This is a genomic window from Algoriphagus resistens (assembly GCF_001442615.1).
In the GTDB taxonomy this organism is placed as follows: Bacteria; Bacteroidota; Bacteroidia; order Cytophagales; family Cyclobacteriaceae; genus Algoriphagus; species Algoriphagus resistens.
Genome location: NZ_LMXN01000010.1, coordinates 59,645 through 80,424, shown reverse-complemented (window position 1 = coordinate 80,424; position 20,780 = coordinate 59,645). Strand labels below are relative to the sequence as shown.

General features: G+C 45.2%; 16 protein-coding genes. 11 read left to right on the top strand and 5 right to left on the bottom strand.

Annotated elements, in window-relative coordinates; genetic code table 11:
* Nucleotide 1 precedes the first annotated feature (1 nt).
* The 3 genes from AS141_RS17005 (at nt 2) to AS141_RS16995 (ending at nt 5,936) form a co-directional block, all read left to right on the top strand.
* On the top strand, nt 2–3,064 hold the full coding sequence (locus AS141_RS17005; RefSeq protein WP_057938891.1) for an efflux RND transporter permease subunit: 3,063 nt from the start codon (nt 2–4) through the stop codon (nt 3,062–3,064).
* Nucleotides 3,064–4,410, top strand: a complete 1,347-nt coding sequence (locus AS141_RS17000; protein WP_057938890.1) for a TolC family protein — start codon at nt 3,064–3,066, stop codon at nt 4,408–4,410. Before AS141_RS17005 ends, AS141_RS17000 begins: the two co-directional genes overlap by 1 nt.
* 131 nt (nt 4,411–4,541) lie before the next feature.
* Entirely contained in the window at nt 4,542–5,936 is a 1,395-nt protein-coding gene (locus AS141_RS16995; RefSeq protein ID WP_057938889.1) for an MltF family protein, read from the top strand.
* Nucleotides 5,937–5,987: 51 nt separating this feature from the next.
* Here AS141_RS16995 and AS141_RS16990 read toward each other — a convergent pair whose 3' ends face one another.
* The 5 genes from AS141_RS16990 to AS141_RS16965 all read right to left on the bottom strand — a co-directional run bounded on the left by AS141_RS16990 (nt 5,988) and on the right by AS141_RS16965 (nt 10,781).
* Complete coding sequence (locus AS141_RS16990) at nt 5,988–6,461, bottom strand: RidA family protein (protein WP_057938888.1); 474 nt, start codon at nt 6,459–6,461, stop codon at nt 5,988–5,990.
* A gap of 21 nt (nt 6,462–6,482) precedes the next feature.
* A complete protein-coding gene (locus AS141_RS16985; RefSeq protein ID WP_057938887.1) occupies nt 6,483–7,796 on the bottom strand; it encodes a gluconate:H+ symporter in 1,314 nt (437 codons plus the stop codon).
* A gap of 391 nt (nt 7,797–8,187) precedes the next feature.
* Nucleotides 8,188–8,652 (bottom strand): hypothetical protein, encoded by a 465-nt coding sequence (locus AS141_RS16975; protein ID WP_057938885.1) that lies wholly within the window; start codon nt 8,650–8,652, stop codon nt 8,188–8,190.
* Between the two features lie 129 nt (nt 8,653–8,781).
* Entirely contained in the window at nt 8,782–9,024 is a 243-nt protein-coding gene (locus AS141_RS16970; RefSeq protein ID WP_157243518.1) for a hypothetical protein, read from the bottom strand.
* A gap of 134 nt (nt 9,025–9,158) precedes the next feature.
* Nucleotides 9,159–10,781: a hypothetical protein gene (locus AS141_RS16965; protein ID WP_057938883.1), complete on the bottom strand. Its 1,623-nt coding sequence runs from the start codon at nt 10,779–10,781 to the stop codon at nt 9,159–9,161.
* Between the two features lie 548 nt (nt 10,782–11,329).
* On the opposite strand from AS141_RS16965, the gene AS141_RS16960 reads away from it, so the two are divergent.
* The 8 genes from AS141_RS16960 (at nt 11,330) to uvrB (ending at nt 20,613) form a co-directional block, all read left to right on the top strand.
* The gene (locus AS141_RS16960) at nt 11,330–13,699 is read left to right on the top strand and encodes an arylsulfatase (protein ID WP_082632342.1); all 2,370 of its coding nucleotides are present in this window, start codon (nt 11,330–11,332) and stop codon (nt 13,697–13,699) included.
* A 156-nt stretch (nt 13,700–13,855) separates the two neighbouring features.
* Nucleotides 13,856–14,353 carry a nuclear transport factor 2 family protein gene (locus tag AS141_RS16955; RefSeq protein ID WP_157243517.1) on the top strand — a complete coding sequence of 166 codons (498 nt, stop codon included), beginning with the start codon at nt 13,856–13,858 and terminating at the stop codon, nt 14,351–14,353.
* 12 nt (nt 14,354–14,365) lie between these two features.
* Complete coding sequence (locus AS141_RS16950) at nt 14,366–14,875, top strand: glycine zipper family protein (protein ID WP_057938881.1); 510 nt, start codon at nt 14,366–14,368, stop codon at nt 14,873–14,875.
* Nucleotides 14,876–14,884: 9 nt separating this feature from the next.
* A complete protein-coding gene (locus tag AS141_RS16945) occupies nt 14,885–15,580 on the top strand; it encodes a porin family protein (protein WP_057938880.1) in 696 nt (231 codons plus the stop codon).
* 77 nt (nt 15,581–15,657) lie between these two features.
* Nucleotides 15,658–16,713, top strand: a complete 1,056-nt coding sequence (locus AS141_RS16940) for a hypothetical protein (RefSeq protein ID WP_057938879.1) — start codon at nt 15,658–15,660, stop codon at nt 16,711–16,713.
* 102 nt (nt 16,714–16,815) lie between these two features.
* Nucleotides 16,816–17,169, top strand: a complete 354-nt coding sequence (locus AS141_RS16935) for a hypothetical protein (RefSeq protein WP_057938878.1) — start codon at nt 16,816–16,818, stop codon at nt 17,167–17,169.
* Between the two features lie 147 nt (nt 17,170–17,316).
* Nucleotides 17,317–18,507, top strand: a complete 1,191-nt coding sequence (locus AS141_RS16930) for a lipoprotein N-acyltransferase Lnb domain-containing protein (RefSeq protein WP_057938877.1) — start codon at nt 17,317–17,319, stop codon at nt 18,505–18,507.
* 63 nt (nt 18,508–18,570) lie between these two features.
* Complete coding sequence (uvrB, locus tag AS141_RS16925) at nt 18,571–20,613, top strand: excinuclease ABC subunit UvrB (RefSeq protein WP_057938876.1); 2,043 nt, start codon at nt 18,571–18,573, stop codon at nt 20,611–20,613.
* Nucleotides 20,614–20,780 lie beyond the last annotated feature (167 nt).

Genomic DNA, 20,780 nt, shown 5'->3' with positions numbered 1-20,780 from the left:
CATGGCTAGCTTATCCAATATAAGTGTAAACAGGCCGGTATTGGCCATCGTAATGTCCCTGGTCATCATGCTTTTTGGTGCCATAGGAATTTCTATGTTGGGAATCCGGGAGTTCCCAAGTGTGGATCCCCCTGTCATCAATGTAAGGACTACGTATGTAGGGGCAAATGCGGATGTCATCGAGGCTCAGATTACCGAGCCACTTGAAGAAGCTATTAACGGGATACAGGGTATCAAATCACTTACCTCTACCAGTAATGACGGGGCAAGTAGCATTACCGTGGAATTTGATGTGGGGGCGGATTTGGAAGCTGCCGCAAATGACGTACGGGATAAGGTCTCCGGTGCCCAGCGTAACCTTCCCCCTGATGCGGAGCCTCCGGTAGTCTCCAAAGCCGATGCTGACTCCGAACCTATCGTTTTTCTGAATGTTAAAAGTAACGAGAGAAGCCTTCTGGATCTCTCCGATATTGCAGAGAATATTTTCAAAGAAAGACTCCAGACCATCCCCGGCGTAAGCCAGGTCCGGATCTGGGGTGAGAAAGAATATGCGATCCGTCTGCGTATGGATCCCCTGAAAATGGCTTCCTACGGCGTGACTCCCTTGGATGTGCTGTCCAAAGTGCAAAGTGAGAACGTAGAGTTGCCTTCGGGAAAAATAGAAGGTGAGACAATTGAGCTCTCTGTCCGCACCAAAAGCAGGCTGAGCACTCCCCAGGAATTCAATGATCTGATCATCAAAGAAGACCAGAACAACATCGTCCGCTTTCAGGATATAGGAAAAGCAGAGCTGGCTGCGCTTAATGAGCGTAGTATCCTCAAACGGGATGGAGTGCCTATGGTCGGGGTGGTATTGGTGCCGCTTCCCGGTTCCAACAGTATAGAGATAGCAGATGAATTCTACAGAAGACTGGAATTTATCAAAAAGGATCTTCCCGCTGACGTAGGACTGGAGATAGGCTTTGACAAGACCAACTACATCCGAAGCTCTATTTCAGAGGTTCAGGAGACTATTATTACTGCCTTTATCCTGGTGGTGGCAATTATTTTCCTTTTTCTAAGGGATTGGAGGACTACATTTATTCCCGTTCTCACGATCCCTATATCATTGGTCGGTGTATTTTTCATCATGTACCTGATGGGTTTCTCCATCAATGTACTGACCCTGCTGGGGATTGTGCTTTCCATTGGTCTGGTCGTCGATGACGCGATCGTGGTTTTGGAGAATATTTACACCCGTATAGAAAAGGGAGAGGATCCCCAAGAAGCAGCTGAAAAGGGTTCCGAGGAGATATTTTTCGCAGTAATCGCTACCACAGTAGCACTTGCTGCAGTGTTTCTTCCGGTGATTTTCCTGACAGGCACCACCGGACGTCTGTTCCGTGAATTTGGGATAGTGGTAGCAGGGGCGGTGATCATTTCCTCCTTTGTGGCATTGACCATGACCCCTATGCTGAGCTCTAAATTCCTTAAGAAAAGAGAAAAGCATAACCGCTTCTATAATTTTACCGAGCCGGGTTTTGTATGGATCAACAATAAGTATGACCGGGCCCTTTCCTGGTTTATGCAGTTTCGTTGGGTTTCCTTCGCTATGATTGCAGTCATGGGTTTTGGGATCTATTGGTTGTTCAACGAAATCCCTACAGAATTGGCACCGACTGAGGATAGGGGCGAAATCGTCATCCGCATGAATGGGCCGGAGGGAGCGACATTTAGCTACATGGATCAGATTATTGATCGGATGGTAGAAGATTTTAAAGCCGACTACCCGAAAGATGAGGTCAGCGGAATGGTGTCGGTAACCTCACCGGGTTTTGGTTCTTCCAGCACGAATTCCGGTTTTGTGCGGTTCATCCTTACAGATGCAGAAAACAGAGAGAAGACACAGGGGCAATATTTTAATGAAATCAACCAAAAGCTCAAAAAATATACGGGAGTGAAAGCATTTGCTTCACAGGCGCAGTCTATAGGGAACAGCCGGGGCGGTCTTCCTGTGCAATATGTCTTGCAGGCTCCAACCTTGGATAAGCTGAAAGAGGTAATCCCTGCCTTCATGGCTGAAGTGGATAAGAGCCCGATCTTTATTTTCTCTGACATCAACCTTAAATTTACCAAGCCGGAACTGGAGATCGAGATCGATAGGGCCAAAGCCAGAAATATCGGCGTTTCCATCCAGGAAATAGCCCGTACCCTACAATTATCCTATTCGGGACAACGGTTCGCCTATTTCATCAAAAACGGCAAGCAGTATCAGGTGGTAGGTGAAATGAGACTGGAGGACAGAAATGAACCTGTCAACCTAAGAATGCTCTATGTGCGTGCAGAAAACGGTTCCTTGGTACAGCTGGATAATCTGGTCACCGTGACAGAAAAGAGTACTCCACCCCAGCTGTACAGATTCAACCGGTTTGTAGCGGGCACTGTATCGGCCAACCTGGCGGAAGGATACACCATAGGGGACGGCTTGGATGAAATGGACAGAATAGCCGCTGAAGTACTGGATGATTCCTTTACTACCGATGTATCAGGTCCGTCCAAGGAATTCAGAGAGAGTTCCAATTCCCTGCTTTTCGCCTTTATCTTCGCCCTGATCTTGATTTACCTGGTGCTATCCGCTCAGTTTGAAAGCTTCCTGGATCCACTTACCATCATGTTTACAGTACCGTTGGCATTGTTTGGAGCACTGTTTACCCTATGGATGTTTGACTTTACCCTGAACATCTTCAGCCAGATCGGTATTATCATGCTCATCGGTCTGGTGACCAAAAACGGTATCCTGATTGTGGAATTTGCCAATCAGCGAAAAGCTACGGGGATGTCAGTTCACGAGGCTATTTATGGAGCGGCTGTGGCCAGGTTCAGGCCGATTTTGATGACAAGTCTTTCGACTATTTTAGGTATTCTGCCTATTGCGCTGGGACTTGGTGCCGGTGCTGAAAGCCGTGTGCCTATGGGAGCTGCCGTAATCGGCGGATTGACCTTTGCGACAATTTTGACGCTGTTCGTGATTCCTGCCATTTATACTTATCTCACTTCCAAAGAAGGAAGATTAGCCAGAATTTAATGAAGAAACTTAGCCTATTGCTCTTGCTGAGCATTATTGTAACAAGCTTGTTTGCCCAAAGTAATGAATCTCTGGATCTGGAGAAAGCCATCACAATAGGTCTGGAAAAGAATCTGGATATCAAAATCGCAGTGGAAACGGTGGGGATACAGGAAGGAAACCAGCGTATTGGTACGGGTGATTACCTGATGCCGATTTTGGATGCCACCTACACCCGCTCTTTTAGCAATGAGGATGTGGAGCAGGTGTTTGCCACAGATCCTGAGCCCAGGACGATAGACAATGCGAAGTCACGATCAAAGAATTTTAGCGTAGTCGGCATCTATGGATTTCGTCCGGAGAGCTTCATTGTGCTGAAGCGCCTGGGGGTATTGACAGAAATCTCCGAACTGGATGCCAAGATTGCCGTGGAAAATACGGTGGCCACCATTTCTTCAGCGTACTACAGGCTGGTGCTGGAGCTGCAGCGGGAAAAAGTTTTGCAGCGTACCTTGGAGCTTAGCCAGGCCCGTCTGGATATTGCAGAAGCCCAGTACTCCCTGGGTGGGGCAGGGAAACGTGATTTTCTGACTGCTGAAGTAGATTACAATTCTGATCTGAGCTTGCTGCTCGGTCAGGAGCAGGTCATCCAAAATGCCCGCATTAATCTCAACGAACTGATGGCGTTGAACCCCGAGGAGCAGTTTACGGTGAATGATACGATTACAGTTGGCGAGCCTTTGCTTTTACAAAATCTGGTTGAAAATGCATTTCTGGAAAACAAAACTTACCTCATAGCCCAGCGACAGGAAAATGTGGCCTATTTAGAGCTGAAAGAGCTTAGGGCCAGCAGGCTCCCGATGATTAATCTGAACGCGACCTATGCGACCAATACCTCTAATTCTGATGCCGGTATCCTTACACAAAACCAGCGTTCAGGATTTAATTATGGAGGAAATATTGCATTGAATGTATTCAATGGTTTTACCCTGAACAGAAGGATCCAGAATGCGAAGGTCCAGCAAAAGATCCAGGGCTATGCAGTGGATCAATATGAGATCCAACTCCGCTCTGATATCCATCGGGCATTCAACACATACACCACCAATCGCAACCTGCTTGAAGTAGAGCAGAAGAATTATGCGGTGGCCAGGGAAAGTTCCGAAATCGCGCTGGAAAGATTCAGGCTGGGGATAGCGTCCTACCTGGAATTCCGGGATGCCCAGGTAAATCTGCTCACTGCCGAAAACCGTCTGATTACGTCTATTTTCAATATTAAGGAGCAAGAAATTGAATTAAGAAGGCTTTCCGGGAAGATTTTCTTTCAGAATAGCCAGGAAGATTTTGAGCTGACATCAGAAGATTAGTTATGAAACGAAGGCATCAGCAATAGTCTTCGTTTTTTTATTTGCTTTTTTTAACGAATACTTTATTTTTCTTTTGGCACAGCATTTGCCAAAAAGGCATTCAGAAACATCCGGAGCCTTGGCTCTAGTGCATGAAAAAAGCATTAATTCTCTTTACTTCCATACTGGTTTTGCTTCTATTTGGTGTGCAGTGCACATTTTTAGAGAAGAACCTACATGTCAATTTTAAGGAGAAAGCATACATTCTTGACCTTCAGGGGATCCAAAACCGTGGGTTTATTCGGGCCGCAGTGGACAATAATTCCACAGGTTACTACATCTATCGGGGGAGACGGATGGGGTACGAATATGAGATGCTACGTGATCTTGCCAAAAGATTAAACGTTCAGCTGCATCTGGTATTGGTCGCAGATATAGATAAAGCTTTTGATTACTTACAGGATGGTCAGGTGGATTTGATCGCGATGAACCTGGAAAAGACCAAGGAGCGCTCCAAAAACACCTTATTCTCTGATCCTCTCGGTAAGATGAGCACCGTGATGGTGGGCTTGGGATCATCGGGTAAAATTAAATCATGGGATGATATAGGCTCGGATACCGTTCATGTGCGGGAGGGAACGGTTTACAAATCCCAGCTTTGTGTAATCAAAGATTCGCTGAACCTTGGTTTTACGTTGATCCCGACTCCGGAACATGAGGAAACACTCATCGATCAGGTCGCAGAAGGCGCTATTAAATGGACCATCGCGGATCAGAATATTGCGCAGGTAAATGCCACTTATTACGAGGACCTGGATATTTCCTGGAAAGTCCAGAAAGAAGGGAGTGTCTCATGGGTAGTCCGTAAGAATTCCCCCAAGCTGCAAGCATCACTTAATAAGTGGATTAAAGACAAGGAAAAGCGCTTTATACCTGATCTTTATGCTAAGTATTTCCTCAATTCCAAGAACAGTTATTTCAGAAGCAATAGCCCTTTCTCCTCTCTGGCAGGTAATCAGATCTCTGTTTACGATGGCATTATCAAAGAGGGGGCTGAGCAATTGGGATGGGATTGGCGCCTGTTGGCTTCTTTGGTTTATAAAGAGTCAAGATTTGACACTGTTGCCACTTCGTATGCCGGGGCGAGGGGCCTGCTTCAGTTGATGCCGGTGACCTTAGAGCGTTTTGGGGTGGATAATCCGAACGACCCCTCACAGTCACTAATGGGAGGGGTCCGTTATCTGAAATACCTGGATAAATTCTGGATAGAACGGGTTCCTGATATCAGCGAACGTCTAAATTTCGTGTTGGCATCCTACAATATAGGGCATGGACATGTGGAGGACGCCTGGAGACTGGCCTTGAAATATGGGGAAAATACCCAGACCTGGACTGAGGTCTCCAAGTTTCTGGAGCTGAAAAGCGACCCGGATTATTACCGGGACCCTATTGTAAAGAGTGGGTTTGCCAAAGGTCATCTGGCCGTGAATTATGTCAAGGACGTGATGAGTGTGTTCGAATCCTATAAGGCACTCGTACAGCCTTAAGCGCTCTTTTCCAGCAGGCAACGCAGCCTGCTCCACACAGGCAGCTTCAGGTCAGGCCCCTTCGTGAAGCTCAAACATGGCTTCTACTTCCACAGGAATGTTATCAGGCAAGGTGCCCATTCCTACAGCTGACCGCACGCCAATACCATATTCCTCTCCCCACACCTGCGCGAATAACTCGCTGCATCCGTTGATCACATAGGGATGGCGCTCAAAAGTGGAAACGCAATTCACCATTCCCAAAACTTTAATCACGCGCTTCACACGGTTCAGGGAGCCGAGATTGGCTTTTATAGTAGCCAGCATAGCCAACCCTACCTGCCTTGCGGCCAGCTTTCCTTCCTCTATATCAAGCTCTTCACCGATTCTCCCCATGATCAGGCTACCGTCATCCTGCACTGTGCCATGACCCGATAGGTACAAGTATTTGCCATCAACCAGACAAGGCTTATATACGCCTAGCGGTTTCGGAGCCGGTGGCAGCGAAAGGCCAAGTTTGGAGAAATTGCTTTCAGGGGTTTCCATGTAGTTTAGTTTTCCTTAAAATTATACAAAAATATCGAGGATCAGAACACCTGCCAACCCTGCTACCGCCACAATGGTTTCCATTAAAGACCAGGATTTGATGGTGTCTTTGATGCTTACATTGAAGAACTCCTTATACATCCAGAATCCGGCATCATTGAAATGTGAGAACATCAGGCTTCCCGCTCCTATGGATAGGACCAGAAGGTTTGGGTCCACATTCATGGTAGTCACCAGGGGGGCTATTATTCCCGCGGTGGTCAATCCGGCAACTGTTGCCGAACCCACACAGACACGTATGATAGCGGTAATGATCCAGGCAAGTATCAAGGGATGAATGTCCCAGGATTGCAGTCCTTCTGCGATCACCAGACTGACTCCGGTATCCGTAAAAATCTGTTTCAATGCCCCGGCACCGGCTACGATCAAAAGGATCATTGCGATGTCTTTGGTAGCAACGGTATAGATTTCCATGATCTGCTTCATGTCAAACTTTCTTCTCAGCCCTAAGGTGTAGGTGGCAATAAGCACAGAAATCAACATGACTATTCCCGGATCTGCCACAAAGGCAATAACAGGGGCCAGGCCACTTTCTGCAGAAATATTGAGGTTCAATGCCGTGGTCCCTACCAGAAGAAACACCGGAAGTAAAGCGGTGAAAAAACTGGTTGCCGCACTTGGAAGCTCCGACTCAGGCTTAGTCTCCGCCTGAAAAGTCTTGAGCGGACTGGCCTTCATGTTTTTCAGCGTCCTGGCAAAAATAGGTCCGGCTATAATAATGGTTGGAATTGCTATCGTAAAACCGTAAAAAAGGGTAAGCCCCATATTGGCTTCAAACTGTGCCACCAACGCCGCAGGCGACGGATGTGGGGGAAGAAAGCCGTGGGTTACTGAAAGTGCTGCCAACAGCGGGATACCCACGTAGACTGCAGATATTTTGTACTGGTAAGCCACCGTAAATGCCAGGGGCACCAAGAGCACAAAACCTACATTATAGAAAAGGGGAATACCTACGATCAGTCCGGTAAAGGACATTGCCCAGGTAATGTGTTTCTCTCCAAAAATTTTCATCAATACGCCTGCAATCTTCTGGGCGGCCCCACTTTCTGCTACCAGCTTGCCAAGCATGGCCCCCATGACGATCACGATTACCAGGTCACCAAGTAATTCGCCCATTCCACGCTGCACCGATCCGGCGATCTGGTCGGCAGGCAGTCCGAGAAGAAAGCCGGCAGCTATAGAAGAGATTATAAATGCTAAAAAAGGATTGAGCTTGGCCCAGACAATAAGCAGCACCAGTATGGCGATACTGATCAGAACAAGTAGAATGGTCATAGGTAGAGATCGGGTTTAGCCGGCAATATAAAAAAATCGGGGGGAATTGCGTGGCTATATGTACCTAGGTAAGCTTCTCTACAACTTAAAAATTATCTGAAATCGACACGATTAAAATCATCATTAAAACACACAGTGCAATGATTAGTTTAATCGTCAAAGATTCCATATGACCATTGAAAGACAAATTATGATCATTTGAAATCAATAAATTGAAATTTTGCAGTTTAAGGATATTCCAATGAACTGTCTTGTCAACCTTACTAGTGAAAAGACGCATTAAGATTGCCAAGACAGTTCGCCAAATGACCTGTTTGAGATCCGGGATCCCAAGACAGGGGATACGGAGGCTCTCAAGGTATTTTTGGTTTGGAATGAAGCGTTTTACAAATCAATTTTCACCTATCAACGGGATGTTTTCCAGTATTTCTGCCCGGATCTTACTTAGGATATATCCCTCAATCTGGAAAAATTGTGCCGCAGTTTTCACATTAACTTCTTTCTTGATTTTTTTGGAATACTTGGTCAGCTGCTTGTCTGTACTTGCTTGCAAGGCCATCATATCACTTAAGAGTGCACTGGTCTTTGCCTCATCCATTGAGTCGTAATTTTCAGCATATTCCTCCAATAGCGCGATTCTTGTTTTACCCAATTGTTTCCGCTCTGCTTCATATTGATCATAAATAGACCAGAATATCCCCTCTTGTTCATCTTCAATAGTGATAAAGCTAGCTACAAAAGCTTTTTTTTCCATTCCAAAAATTGCCTGTACAAGATCAATTTCTTCGCTAAAACTTTGTGCGCTTACGCTTATAGTCAGTAAGCAGAATGCGAGCACTGTTATTGGTTTTTTCATAGGGTTATAGATTTTATTTTTTTTGTTCTCTTGAAATCTCGCACGGTATATAATCACCCCTTAGTGTTGCTTGCAGCATGCTCGATTTTTTTATTATTTTATACTTGGCTTTTGATACCGGATAAATAATTAGTGTTGGACTTTATTTATATAGATCAATATTTCTTCCTCCAGATTTCGCTGAAGATCCTCATATTCTTTGATCTGCACGTTGTGCTTCTCAAGTTCTTTCTTTATCTCCAATATTCTGCTCGAGCATAACATATAATCTGTACATAACTCAAGGAAGTTGGGATTACTCAACAGTAGCAGTTCGATTACCTCCTCTTTTCCTGGGAAGATGCGAACAATAGTGTTGATTTTTTCCTTCATCGATTTTATATAAAATATGGATAAACTTACCTCTCCCTGATGGAACATAAAAGTGTTACACGGTTACTTAACCGTTAAATTTTTAGCTGAAATGATAGTTGTTTTTGGGATGGGTATGGGTGGCCTTTACTGGGCTATTTCACCAGGTTCAATCGGAGTCCAGCCTTATCAGCCCCATCTAATATGTTTTCCACCATTTTTTTGTCTATGATAAATTCGGATAGTTTACAGGGGATGTCATTTAGGATGGATTGAAAGTGTCGATTTAGGATCTCGATCTCATGTTGTGCCTCGCAGATTAACCCCAGTTTCCCCATTGCGGATGCTTTTAACAAAGGTTTCAAAAACACGTCATCTGAAGCGTCTATTTTATAGGCATAATCAAGTGCTTCCTGGTATTCATTCCGATCAAAATGAATGAAGAAAAAACTCATGTAATACCACCAGGGGCAATATGGGTTAAGCGTTAAAGAGTTAGAAAGAAGTTCAAGGGCCCTGTTATATTCTCCTGCACATGCCATCCCAAAGCCTACAGTTCCATTTATTGACGCTGAGGGCGGGGCCAATAACAAACCTTTTTCAAATACGGTAACGGCATTTTTTTCTTGGTGCATATAGACATAGACCCATCCCAGTATAATATGTGCATATTGTGATAAAGGATCTGTTTTTATAGCATTGCTGACCAGATCAAAGGCCTTTTTCACAGGTTCTTCCACCGTAGGGTAGCCCAATGTATGGCAGAATAGGTATAGGTCCCCCAGCACCACTGAACACATCACATTTTTAGGGTCTTTTAGCAAAGCTTTTTCAAGCATTTGGCGGGTGTATATACAGGCTTGTACGGAATGCGTCATTTGGGCATGATAATTCCATAGTATGGCATCAAAAGATTCAAGATTCAGCTGTTGGGAACTTGTTGAATCGTTCATGGCACTGCGGATTATAAAGCCATAGTTTCCGCTTAAAATGGCGAAGATATCATCATTGATCTGGTCTTGGATGTCCATGACCTTGTCCATTTCCAGTTTTTTGAAATAGGTCTTCGACCAGATTTGTCTTCCGGACAAGCTTTCTGAAAGTCCTACACTGATGCGGATATCATTAGAGACCCGCATAACCGTTCCGCAGATAAGGTAATGGGCACCTAGATTCTGTCCTATATGAAGCGGGTCTGTCGAATTATCATATAATTTTCTTGTAGAATGATGGGCGATCACATCAATATCTGGCCAGGCACTGAAAATACGGGTGAGCTCCTCTCCAAAACCATCTACGAAAAACTGAAATTGATTTTCGGGGCATAAATTGCGGAATGGCAGGATCGCTAAGGTAAGTTTGGATCTTTTATATTGAAATTGGCTTAGATGCTCTGCGGCTTTGTTTAGGTGGTTTTTTGGCCGAAATACTGGGACATATGTCCCTTTCACTACCTCAATGAGGATACTGTCGTCTTTCCCGGGTCCAGCATAATATTCATTCAACTGGCGTCGCAAACGTCCGGCATGTATTCTGACCAAAGCATCAACCTGCGGGTTGAAATCTTCTGGTTTGCCTAAGGCACAAACTCCTATCGTGTATTCTTTTATAGCTTGCGCATTGCCTTGTAGTGTTTCCTTGACTATATAGGATAGGAAATTTGACAATACAAAGGAGTTTGAGAATAAATCACTTGAAAGGATCAGGTTCAGCTCATAGAGTATTTCGTCATTGGAAAACTCCTTTTTAATCGAGCTATCAGTTAGAGGATCTGTCATGGATCAATCAGAATAAGGCTATAACAATTGTTTTTAAAAATCAAACTCAGCTACTTTTATATTTTTTATAAATAGCAAGCACTAAAAAAGTAATATTAGGAATAAAATTTAGTTAAACAGAATTGCTAATGTTTCCCCGATTCCTTACCTAATATAGGGACTTAAATCTTTCTTACAAATAGTTTACAGACTAAATCGGTTGGCCGCTGGGATGATTTTTATCATGTATGTGCTTATAGGATGGGAGTGATACACTAGTCTGTGAGAAGGCTGATATAGAGTTTAAAAAGCAATTTCGGTCCTGGCTATACTAGTAATATAATTCATCTATTGTTTAACGGTTAAGTTACCGTATTTAACTTATTTCCTCTCTATAGCAGGCTTAGATTTGACTGTGCCATTTTTAGATAGAGATTAAAAACGTCAGTGTTTTGGAGAAATCCGGAGTGTTTTTGATTTCCGTGTTCTGCACGGTAATAATGAGTAATGAGTTTTGAAGAATAGGGTGGGGGTTTGAACAAAATTGTAAACAATTAACTGTTATCATTATGAAAGTTATTAAGATTTATTCATTTTTTCTGCTTCTGTGTGGGTACTCCGGAGTTGTACTAGGCCAGGATGTGCTTCCTTTTCCGGTAACTCCATCAGCAAGTAATGCGGGCCTCACGATGCAGACCTCCGAATATAATAAGAGGGTGGATCCGCGGCGCCTTTCCGAAGATGCGCCCAATATTCTGATCATACTCATTGATGATGCCGGCCCGGCCACTCCATCTACCTATGGCGGAGAGATAAATACACCTAATTTGAGCCGTATTGCCGATCTCGGTATTTCATATAACAGATTCCACTCCACAGCAATGTGCTCTCCTACCCGTGCTTCCATTCTAACGGGGAGAAACCACACTGCTGTAGGCAACGGGCAAATCGCTGAAATCGCAAATGATTGGGATGGATTTAGCGGCACTATTCCAAAAACAGCTGCCTCCGTGGCGGAAGTCTTAAAAGCGTACGGATATAATACCAGTGCCTTTGGAAAATGGCACAACACGCCTGCTGAGCAAACTACCTCCAAGGGGCCTTTTGATTACTGGCCTACCGGGTATGGTTTTGAATATTTTTACGGATTCCTGGCGGGTGAGGCTTCCCAATATGAACCGCATCTGGTCCGAAATACCACCGTGGTTTCTCATCCGGAGACCACCCAGGGACATGATTATTATCATTTGACTGAGGATATTACAGAGGATGCTATCGTTTGGTTAAGAGAGCAGGAGGCGTTTTCACCCGACAAACCATTTTTTATGTACTGGGCTCCCGGTGCTGTCCATGGGCCACATCATGTGACCAAAGAGTGGGCAGATAAATACAAAGGTAAATTTGACGATGGATGGGATGCTTATCGGGAGCGTGCGTTTAAAAGACAGAAGGAACTGGGATGGATTCCCCAAGATGCCCAGCTTACCGAGCGGGATCCGACTATGACCGGATGGAGTGATATCCCAGAATCGGAAAGAGCATTCCAAAGTAGATTAATGGAGGTGTATGCAGGATATGCCGAGCACACGGATCATAATGTAGGGTTACTGATAGACGAGATAGAAAATCTTGGCAAACTGGATAACACCCTGATCTTCTATATATGGGGTGATAATGGTTCTTCAGCTGAGGGCCAAAATGGATCAATAAGTGAGCTGTTGGCCCAGAATAGTATCCCTACGACCATTCAGCAGCATATTGATGCCTTGGATGAGCTTGGGGGACTGGAAGCATTGGGTTCTGCCAAGACGGATAATATGTACAATGCCGGCTGGGCCTGGGCTGGATCTACGCCCTATAGATCAACGAAGTTAGTTGCGGCTCATTTTGGAGGTACACGTCAGCCTTTGGCTGTGTCCTGGCCTAAGAAAATCCAACATGATACTATCCCGAGACCGCAATTTCACCATGTGGTTGACATCGTTCCTACCATCTATGAAGCTGTCAACATCCAGGAGCCTGAGGTGGTCAATGGATTTACCCAGGATCCAATCCATGGGGTAAGCATGGATTATACCTTTGCAGACCCAACTGCGGAGGGAACCCGGAAATTACAGTTCTTTGATATTATGGGGAGCAGGGGCCTTTATTATGATGGATACTTTGCGTCTGCATTCGGCCTGCGTAACCCATGGGTTCCTGGACTCCCGCCGGGAGCTGCCAGCTGGAACCCTGAAGAGGATACCTGGGAGCTCTATAACATAGAAGAAGACTGGAGCCAGGCCAATGATATATCCGCTGAGATGCCTGAAAAGCTGGCAGAAATGAAAAATATGTTCCTGGTAGAATCCGCAAAAAACAAAAACCTTCCTATTGGTGGAGGTCTATGGTCTGTGATTTACCATCCTGAAGATGCGCCGGCAACCCCCTATTCTGAATGGTCATTTGCCGGGCCAATTGAGCGGATGCCTGAATTTGCTGCCCCAAAACTCGGGAAGTTTGATAATAATGTGAAGATGGAGGTAACAGTGCCGGAAAATGCAAATGGGGTGCTGTATGCTCTTGGGAGTTTTTCGGGAGGATTGGCCTGTTATGTAAAGGACGGGTACCTTTCCTATGAGTATAATTTGTTTGAAATTGACAGAACCCACATTAAGGCAAAGACTAAACTGCCTACAGGAAAGGTAGAAATAGAAGTCGTTTCCAGATTGGCAGCACCCGGGCGGGGTTCTCCTTTAGATGTCACGTTGATGGTAAATGGGGAAGAGGTAGCTAAGGGGCAGGTGCCGATTACTGCTGCCTTCACGTTTACGGCAAATGATTGCCTGGACTTTGGAAGTGATCTGGGATCGCCTGTTTCAGTGGATTATTATGAACAAGCCCCTTTTAGGTTTAACGGAACCATCGGTAAATCGAAAATCTGGTACCCCAAAAAGTAATTGAATGGGTTTCGTAACTGAGGGTTAAAAGTTTTCCCAGGAAGCAATCAGGCTTGGATTTTAACCCTGAGTTCCATACAATAATTTCTCACTGACCTTTTGTTCAGGAATTGAATCCTGAAAGAATTAAGCTCATCATCTGTTATTAGAAAAGCTATGAAACAACTATTATCATTAGTGATATTACTGACCGTATTGATGAGCTGCTCTTCAGTAGGACGTAATGATGAAAAGAACATTGCCCTTATTCAAAATTATGTAGAAGCTATAGAAAACTTTGACCATGAAGTGATGGCTGATCTGCTTGATGCCAACTACCTTGGTTTAGGGCCTTCTTTTGGTGATTCTATCAGAAAGGAGCAAGCTGTAGAAAACTGGAAATACAATGTCGATAATCTGTATGAAAAGATAGATTATACCAGGACAAGAAATGCAGCAATAAGCATCAGCTCCGGAGAAAACCAGGGGGAATGGGTTTCTAACTGGTCAGAACTTTACATTACCTATAAAGACGGTAGAGGGACAGTCGCAATCTGGGCCAATTCTATCTACCAGATCCAAGATGATAAGATTCTGAAAAGTTATACATTTTACAATGAGGCTGACGCTCTGAGGCAACTTGGCTATGTGTTTTTTAATCCTAACGACTTATAAAAACCAAACGATATGAGGATTTTTAAACTTCTGCTTGCAGTGAATATGTTTTTGCTTTTGGCCTCAGTATCTGAGGCGCAAGCTGTAAAGAAAACCAGCCTTGCCTCCGGGCTTGGCCTCTATGTATTTCCTTCTAACCAGCAGGATCAGGCTACCCAGGAGGCAGATGAGGCAGCATGCTATAAATGGGCCCAGGAACAAACGGGCGTGGACCCTTTGAACCCAACCGAAATAAAGAGTGAGCAAGTTGATAAATCCCCTGATGGTACGGCACTGGTAGGGGCAGCCGGTGGGGCAGCAGCAGGAGCTGCTATTGGCGCCATTGCTGGAGATACAGGCAAGGGAGCGGCAATCGGTGCTGTGGCCGGAGCGCTCAGAGGAAGAAGGGCTAAGGTGGTAGGTGATGAGGCTGCCCAGCAAAAAAGTAACCAAGCTGCCGCAGCCCAGGAAAAGGAGCTTATGGACAATTATAAAAAAGCGTTCACCGCATGCCTGGAGGGCAAAGGATACACAGTGAAATAATCCCAACCCATGAAGAAGTGTCTTTTCGTTCTGTTTTTTATGGGTATTGGCTTCCATTCCCATTCCCAGGTATTAATTTCTCTCTTGTTTGGTGATAAACTCAATTCCCCGGGGATGGAGTTTGGTCTGGAAGGTGGGGTGAACATGTCCAGTCTGGGCAATATGGATGGAAATAAAAGGTTGTCCAGTCTCAATATTGGCTTCTATTTGGATATCCGCTTAAATGACCCTTGGTACATCTATACCGGACTTCTGGCCAAATCCCGGATGGGTCTCTCAAATCTGAGTTCAGGTGATCTGGATTTTCTTCAATCCGAAGAGTATGCCGAGCCTGGGGATTATAGCCAGGTATTAAATTATTTTATTGTCCCTGCGCTCGCAAAATATAAACTCAAAAACCATGTCTATTTTGAAGCGGGACCACAGTTTGCGCTGATGCATAAGAGTTGGGTGGAGTATAAGTCCGATGTAGATGGGAAGGATGCCAGGATCAGGGATTATAATAAGGACATGATAAACCGCCTGGACGTGGGGGTAACTGCGGGGATGGGCTATAGGCTCATGAAAGGCAACGGAATGACAATCGGGGTAAAATACTATTACGGATTTGTGGATGTCTATAAAGACAGGTCAGGAACAAAGAACAATTCCTTGTTCCTGAAAATGAATATTCCTATAGGTGCCGCCAAAGCTGCTGAAAAGTAGTGTTTACCATAGCCTGAAATTTACTTAGTTGATATCCTTTGCTTAGTGTCTGGGTTTTCTGTTTTCATTGATCTCTTATGATGAAGTCATTCAGTTTTAGTGCCCTGTTTCTGCTGTTGGGTTTTTTTCCTAATGACTTACTGGCCCAATATGCCTCAAAGAAAGTAAAGTCAAAGTATGAGGCATATACAGATAGCATAAAGCAGGTAGAATATAACTATACGTTCCCGATTCTGGGGCAGGGTGTATATAAGAAGGGCTTTGATATACCCTATCCTGTAGGTATAATGGCCAATTACATGTGGATACAACAAGAAGTTGTGTTGGATAATCTTGAACTTGGACTGGAAACAGACAATGCTGAGATAGGGCTGACTCCTGTTGATTTTATTGAATTTGGAAGAAATGTAAATTCTGCAAGCACCGTAAATGTTCGTCCTGATTTATGGATATTACCTTTTCTTAATGTTTACGGTGTTTTTGGATATGGTAATTCACACACTAAGGTTAACATAACTTCCCCGGTTTCTTTACAGACATCTGTAGAGCAAAGCATTTCCACTGCAGGGTTTGGGGTTATGTCAGCATTTGGGATTGGGCCAGTCTGGATGTCTGTGGACGCCAATTGGACATGGAACAAACCTGAATTGTTGGATAGGGCTGTCAATGTAAATGTATTGGGGATTAGAATAGGGCGGACGCTTACCTTTAATGCAAAGCCGGATAGAAATTTTGCTTTCTGGGTTGGTGGGATGAGTGCTGTCATGGCTTCCACCACAGAAGGGGAAATCAAACTCATTGATGCCCTGCCACCGGATGTCTGGTCACGTAGAGACGAGTTTGTGGGAGATTACTGGACATGGTATGACGGCCTAAATCCCACTAATCCTGTAGATAGAGCTAAATTGGAGAAAGCAGATGAAATTCTTACACCTATAGTAGACCTTGTTGAGAATGCTGATGGGCAGGCGATTGTCCGATATAGTATGGATAAACAAGTAAAAGAAAAATGGAATGCTGTGGTGGGTATGCAATTTCAACTTAACAAAAAACTGATGTTCCGGACAGAGGGAGGGGTATTAGGCGATAGGAGGTCTTTTTTAGCCTCAGTCAATTACAGATTCTTACTTTGATTTTAATGGTTTTGGGCTCTTCAACTCTTAAGGTGTTTCCATTTTCGGGGTCAGCGACTACTGTATAGCTACTTTGGGTTGTAAAGCCGCCCCAAGCATGGAATGATAATTCTTGATGTTCCCTACAATGCCATGGTGCTTCCAATAGAATTGCCTTCCCGGTTTTGGCTATTCCATGGCCCTGTCGGAATTCCGGGAGCTGCGCCGCAGAATGCCGGAAGTGTTCCCCGGACGTCCAGCTTGAATTCATTGCGGTTCAGCTTTTATCCTGCCCCTGCACAACTAAGCGCTTTACCTCTTGTTTTCCGTTTAATGTGGGGCCTGTCAACTGATTCAGGTAACTGGAATTTCCCCCCATTGGGAGCAACTGTCCCACCTATTCCATCATACCGCTCCCGGATTGCGGTATTTCCAAAATTCCCTGAAGCAGCCCTGCGGCAAGGGTCAATTTCCTGAGGGAATGAGACGTTTAAGTACAGGCAACAAAAAGCAACTACCGGGAATATGAAGTATATTCGGCATTGAAAAATTTCCTCCCGGGCAACAGTTTGTCCGTATCCATGCTAAAAAGCGGTGCAAAAAAGGGTCTGTTAATTTGGTGAAATGAACTTTAAAAAAATAGTAATTAGTTTAATTTTTTTGCTGACTATCAGTGGATTGGGTTCTGCGCAAGTCCAGCAATTTCAAATCAGTTTGCTGACCTGTGACCCCGGAGAGCAGATTTACAGTTCATTTGGGCATAGTGGAATACGCGTGTTGGATCTCACTTCAGGCAGAGACATGGTCTTTAACTATGGTACGTTTGACTTTGGCGCACCAAACTTTGTACTCAATTTTGCGGGAGGCAGATTGGATTATTACCTCTCCGTATCGACCTATGACCGCTTTATGGCTGAGTATGAATACTTTCATCGCAGTGTACGGGAGCAGGTACTGAATCTCAACGAGCAGCAGAAAATCGAGTTGATCCGGTTTTTGGAAAACAACTACCTACCCGAGAACCGGGCTTATCGTTACGATTTTTTCTTTGACAACTGCGCCACCCGGGTGCGGGATGCGATCAGCACGGTGCTTGGCGATCAATTGATCTGGCATGATGAGCGTCAGGAAGCTGTGGACAAAAGTTTTCGTGAGCTGATAGACGAGATGGTTTATTACATGTCCTGGTCTGATCTGGGAATTGATTTGGCCTTAGGCTCCCAGCTGGAAAGAGATGCTACTCCGCAGGAAGAACAATTTCTGCCTAAGTATATGGAGCAAGCCTTTGCCAGGGCAGAGATCCAGGGTGACGGGCCTACGCGTCCCCTGGTTGCAGAAAGTAGGGTACTATTGGATTTTGAAAAACCTGAAGGCTCTTTTGGAGCAGTAAACCCCTACTGGATTTTCTGGGTAGTAGCCATCCTCTTTACAGCCATTACCTTTCTAGGCTTCAGAAAGAAAAAACTCTACATAGGTTTTGACGTGGCCTTTTTTGGGATACTGGGAACCGTAGGTCTGGTGATCGCTTTTCTATGGATCTATTCCTTGATTCCCTCTACCAAATGGAACTGGAATATTCTGTGGGCTTTTCCGGGGCACCTCGTCCTTGCTGTCGCTTTGCTAAGGAAAACCGTTAAACCGTGGGTGTTGAAATATTTACTGTTTGCTTTGATCATGGCAGATGCGGCAGTGGTCTTTTGGATTTTGGGGTGGCAGTCTTTTCACCCAAGTCTTATCCCCTTGCTGTTGGTGCTTATTCTCAGAACAAATTACCTGTACTATAACCTTGGTAAATTCAAACATATCCCCAAATAATTTTCTCTGGTCCCCTAAACTATTCTATAGGGGATTGATGTTGGATATTTTCGGACATAGCTTATGGAATTCAAACTTATCTCAGATTACCAACCTACAGGAGACCAGCCTAAGGCTATAGAACAGCTGACCTCAGGTGTGAATAACGGCGATCAGGCGCAGGTTTTATTAGGTGTTACGGGTTCTGGTAAAACGTTTACCATTGCCAATCTAATCCAGCAGACCCAAAGGCCAACCTTGGTGTTGAGCCACAACAAAACGCTTGCAGCGCAGCTGTATGGAGAGTTCAAACAGTTTTTCCCTGACAATGCAGTAGAGTATTTTATTTCTTACTATGACTATTATCAGCCCGAGGCATTTATCCCTACTTCAGGCACCTATATAGAAAAGGACCTTTCGATCAACGAGGAAATTGAGAAGCTTCGTTTGAGTGCAACCTCCGCATTGCTCACAGGACGCAGGGATGTGATCGTGGTGGCATCGGTTTCCTGTATTTATGGTATAGGGAACCCGGACGAGTTTGGGAAAAATGTTATCAAGCTGCAGGAGGGGGATAGGATTCCCAGAAATCAGTTGCTCTTCAAACTCGTGGACATCCTTTACAGCCGGACCCAGCATGAGCTGACACACGGTACTTTCCGGGTGAAGGGCGATACCGTGGATATTTTTGTGGCCTATGCGGACTGGGGGTACCGCATTTTCTTCTGGGGGGATGAGATTGAGGCAATCCAGCGCTTTGATCCGGCCACTGGCAAAAAGCTCAATGACGAGAAGATCATCTCTATTTTCCCGGCAAACCTGTTTGTGACGGGCAAGGATACCCTGCAGACCGCCATTCATGAAATACAATATGATATGGTGGACCAGGTTAATTTCTTCGAAAGGGAAGGCCGGTTCGCGGAGGCGAAGCGGCTTCAGGAGCGGACAGAGTTTGATCTGGAGATGATGCGGGAGCTGGGCTATTGCTCGGGAGTGGAGAATTATTCCAGGTATTTTGACCGCAGAGCCCCGGGTGCGAGGCCTTTCTGCCTATTGGATTATTTTCCGGATGATTTTCTGTTGGTCGTGGATGAAAGCCATGTGACCTTGCCCCAGGTGCGAGCAATGTGGGGAGGGGACAGGTCCAGAAAGGTCAACCTGGTGGATTTTGGCTTTAGACTTCCTTCGGCTCTGGACAATAGGCCGTTGAAGTTTGAAGAGTTTCAGGACCTGACCAACCAGGTAATCTATGTTTCTGCGACACCGGCGGATTACGAGTTGTCATTAGCCGAAGGTGTGGTGGTAGAGCAGATTATACGTCCTACAGGGCTTCTGGATCCGACCATAGAAGTAAGACCAAGCCAAAATCAGATTGACGATCTGCTTGAGGAGATAGACCAGACGATTAAGACCGGTGCAAGGACACTGGTGACCACCTTGACCAAAAGAATGGCCGAAGAGCTTCAGAAATTTCTGGAAAGAGCCGGTGTGAAGTCCCGGTACATCCACTCAGAGGTGAAGACGCTGGACCGTGTGGAGATTTTGCGTGAACTGCGCCTGGGGATCTTTGATGTGCTTGTCGGAGTAAACTTATTGAGAGAAGGCCTGGATTTGCCGGAAGTGTCGCTGGTGGCAATCCTCGATGCGGACAAGGAGGGTTTTCTTAGAAATGAGCGGAGCCTGGTGCAGACAATTGGCCGTGCCGCACGGAATTCCGAGGGCCGCGTAATCATGTATGCGGATAAAATCACGAATTCCATGCAACTGGCTATTGACGAGACCAAGCGGAGACGGGCGATCCAGATCGAATACAATACTGAGAACGGCATTACTCCGACTACAGTGGTGAAATCACATGATAAAATCATGGGGCAGACCAAAGTGGCGGATTCCAAGCGAAACGCCAAGTTCTATGCTGAGCCTATGCCGGGAGAGGAAAGTATGGCCGCAGATCCGGTGGTACAATTCCTGAGTAAGGAAAAGCTGGAGAAATTGATCCAACAAACGCAAAAGCTAATGGAAAAAGCTGCCAAAGAACTCAATTTCATGGAAGCTGCGCGCCTTCGGGATGAGTGGCAGTCCCAGAAATCCAGATTGGAGCAACTGAACCGTGGAGTGAGCAACTAGCCGTCTTTAACCGCGGTAGGCTCCAAGGATACACCACGTGTGCAATTGTTGGGTATCACTGGTCTGGATGCGTATGTGGAGGGATGATACTACTTATTTCTTCGCTCTCCGTTTATTGCTTAGGAGGCGAATTGGTCCCTTCATATTCCCGATCATAAACCGTTTAG

Excerpts from the sequence above, each read along its gene's own strand:
- AS141_RS17005 (WP_057938891.1), top strand. The coding sequence starts at position 2 with ATGGCTAGCTTATCCAATATAAGTGTAAACAGGCCGGTATTGGCCATC.
- AS141_RS17000 (WP_057938890.1), top strand. The coding sequence starts at position 3,064 with ATGAAGAAACTTAGCCTATTGCTCTTGCTGAGCATTATTGTAACAAGC.
- AS141_RS16995 (WP_057938889.1), top strand. The coding sequence starts at position 4,542 with ATGAAAAAAGCATTAATTCTCTTTACTTCCATACTGGTTTTGCTTCTA.
- AS141_RS16990 (WP_057938888.1), bottom strand. The coding sequence starts at position 6,461 with ATGGAAACCCCTGAAAGCAATTTCTCCAAACTTGGCCTTTCGCTGCCA.
- AS141_RS16985 (WP_057938887.1), bottom strand. The coding sequence starts at position 7,796 with ATGACCATTCTACTTGTTCTGATCAGTATCGCCATACTGGTGCTGCTT.
- AS141_RS16975 (WP_057938885.1), bottom strand. The coding sequence starts at position 8,652 with ATGAAAAAACCAATAACAGTGCTCGCATTCTGCTTACTGACTATAAGC.
- AS141_RS16970 (WP_157243518.1), bottom strand. The coding sequence starts at position 9,024 with ATGAAGGAAAAAATCAACACTATTGTTCGCATCTTCCCAGGAAAAGAG.
- AS141_RS16965 (WP_057938883.1), bottom strand. The coding sequence starts at position 10,781 with ATGACAGATCCTCTAACTGATAGCTCGATTAAAAAGGAGTTTTCCAAT.
- AS141_RS16960 (WP_082632342.1), top strand. The coding sequence starts at position 11,330 with ATGAAAGTTATTAAGATTTATTCATTTTTTCTGCTTCTGTGTGGGTAC.
- AS141_RS16955 (WP_157243517.1), top strand. The coding sequence starts at position 13,856 with ATGAAACAACTATTATCATTAGTGATATTACTGACCGTATTGATGAGC.
- AS141_RS16950 (WP_057938881.1), top strand. The coding sequence starts at position 14,366 with ATGAGGATTTTTAAACTTCTGCTTGCAGTGAATATGTTTTTGCTTTTG.
- AS141_RS16945 (WP_057938880.1), top strand. The coding sequence starts at position 14,885 with ATGAAGAAGTGTCTTTTCGTTCTGTTTTTTATGGGTATTGGCTTCCAT.
- AS141_RS16940 (WP_057938879.1), top strand. The coding sequence starts at position 15,658 with ATGATGAAGTCATTCAGTTTTAGTGCCCTGTTTCTGCTGTTGGGTTTT.
- AS141_RS16935 (WP_057938878.1), top strand. The coding sequence starts at position 16,816 with ATGATAATTCTTGATGTTCCCTACAATGCCATGGTGCTTCCAATAGAA.
- AS141_RS16930 (WP_057938877.1), top strand. The coding sequence starts at position 17,317 with ATGAACTTTAAAAAAATAGTAATTAGTTTAATTTTTTTGCTGACTATC.
- uvrB (WP_057938876.1), top strand. The coding sequence starts at position 18,571 with ATGGAATTCAAACTTATCTCAGATTACCAACCTACAGGAGACCAGCCT.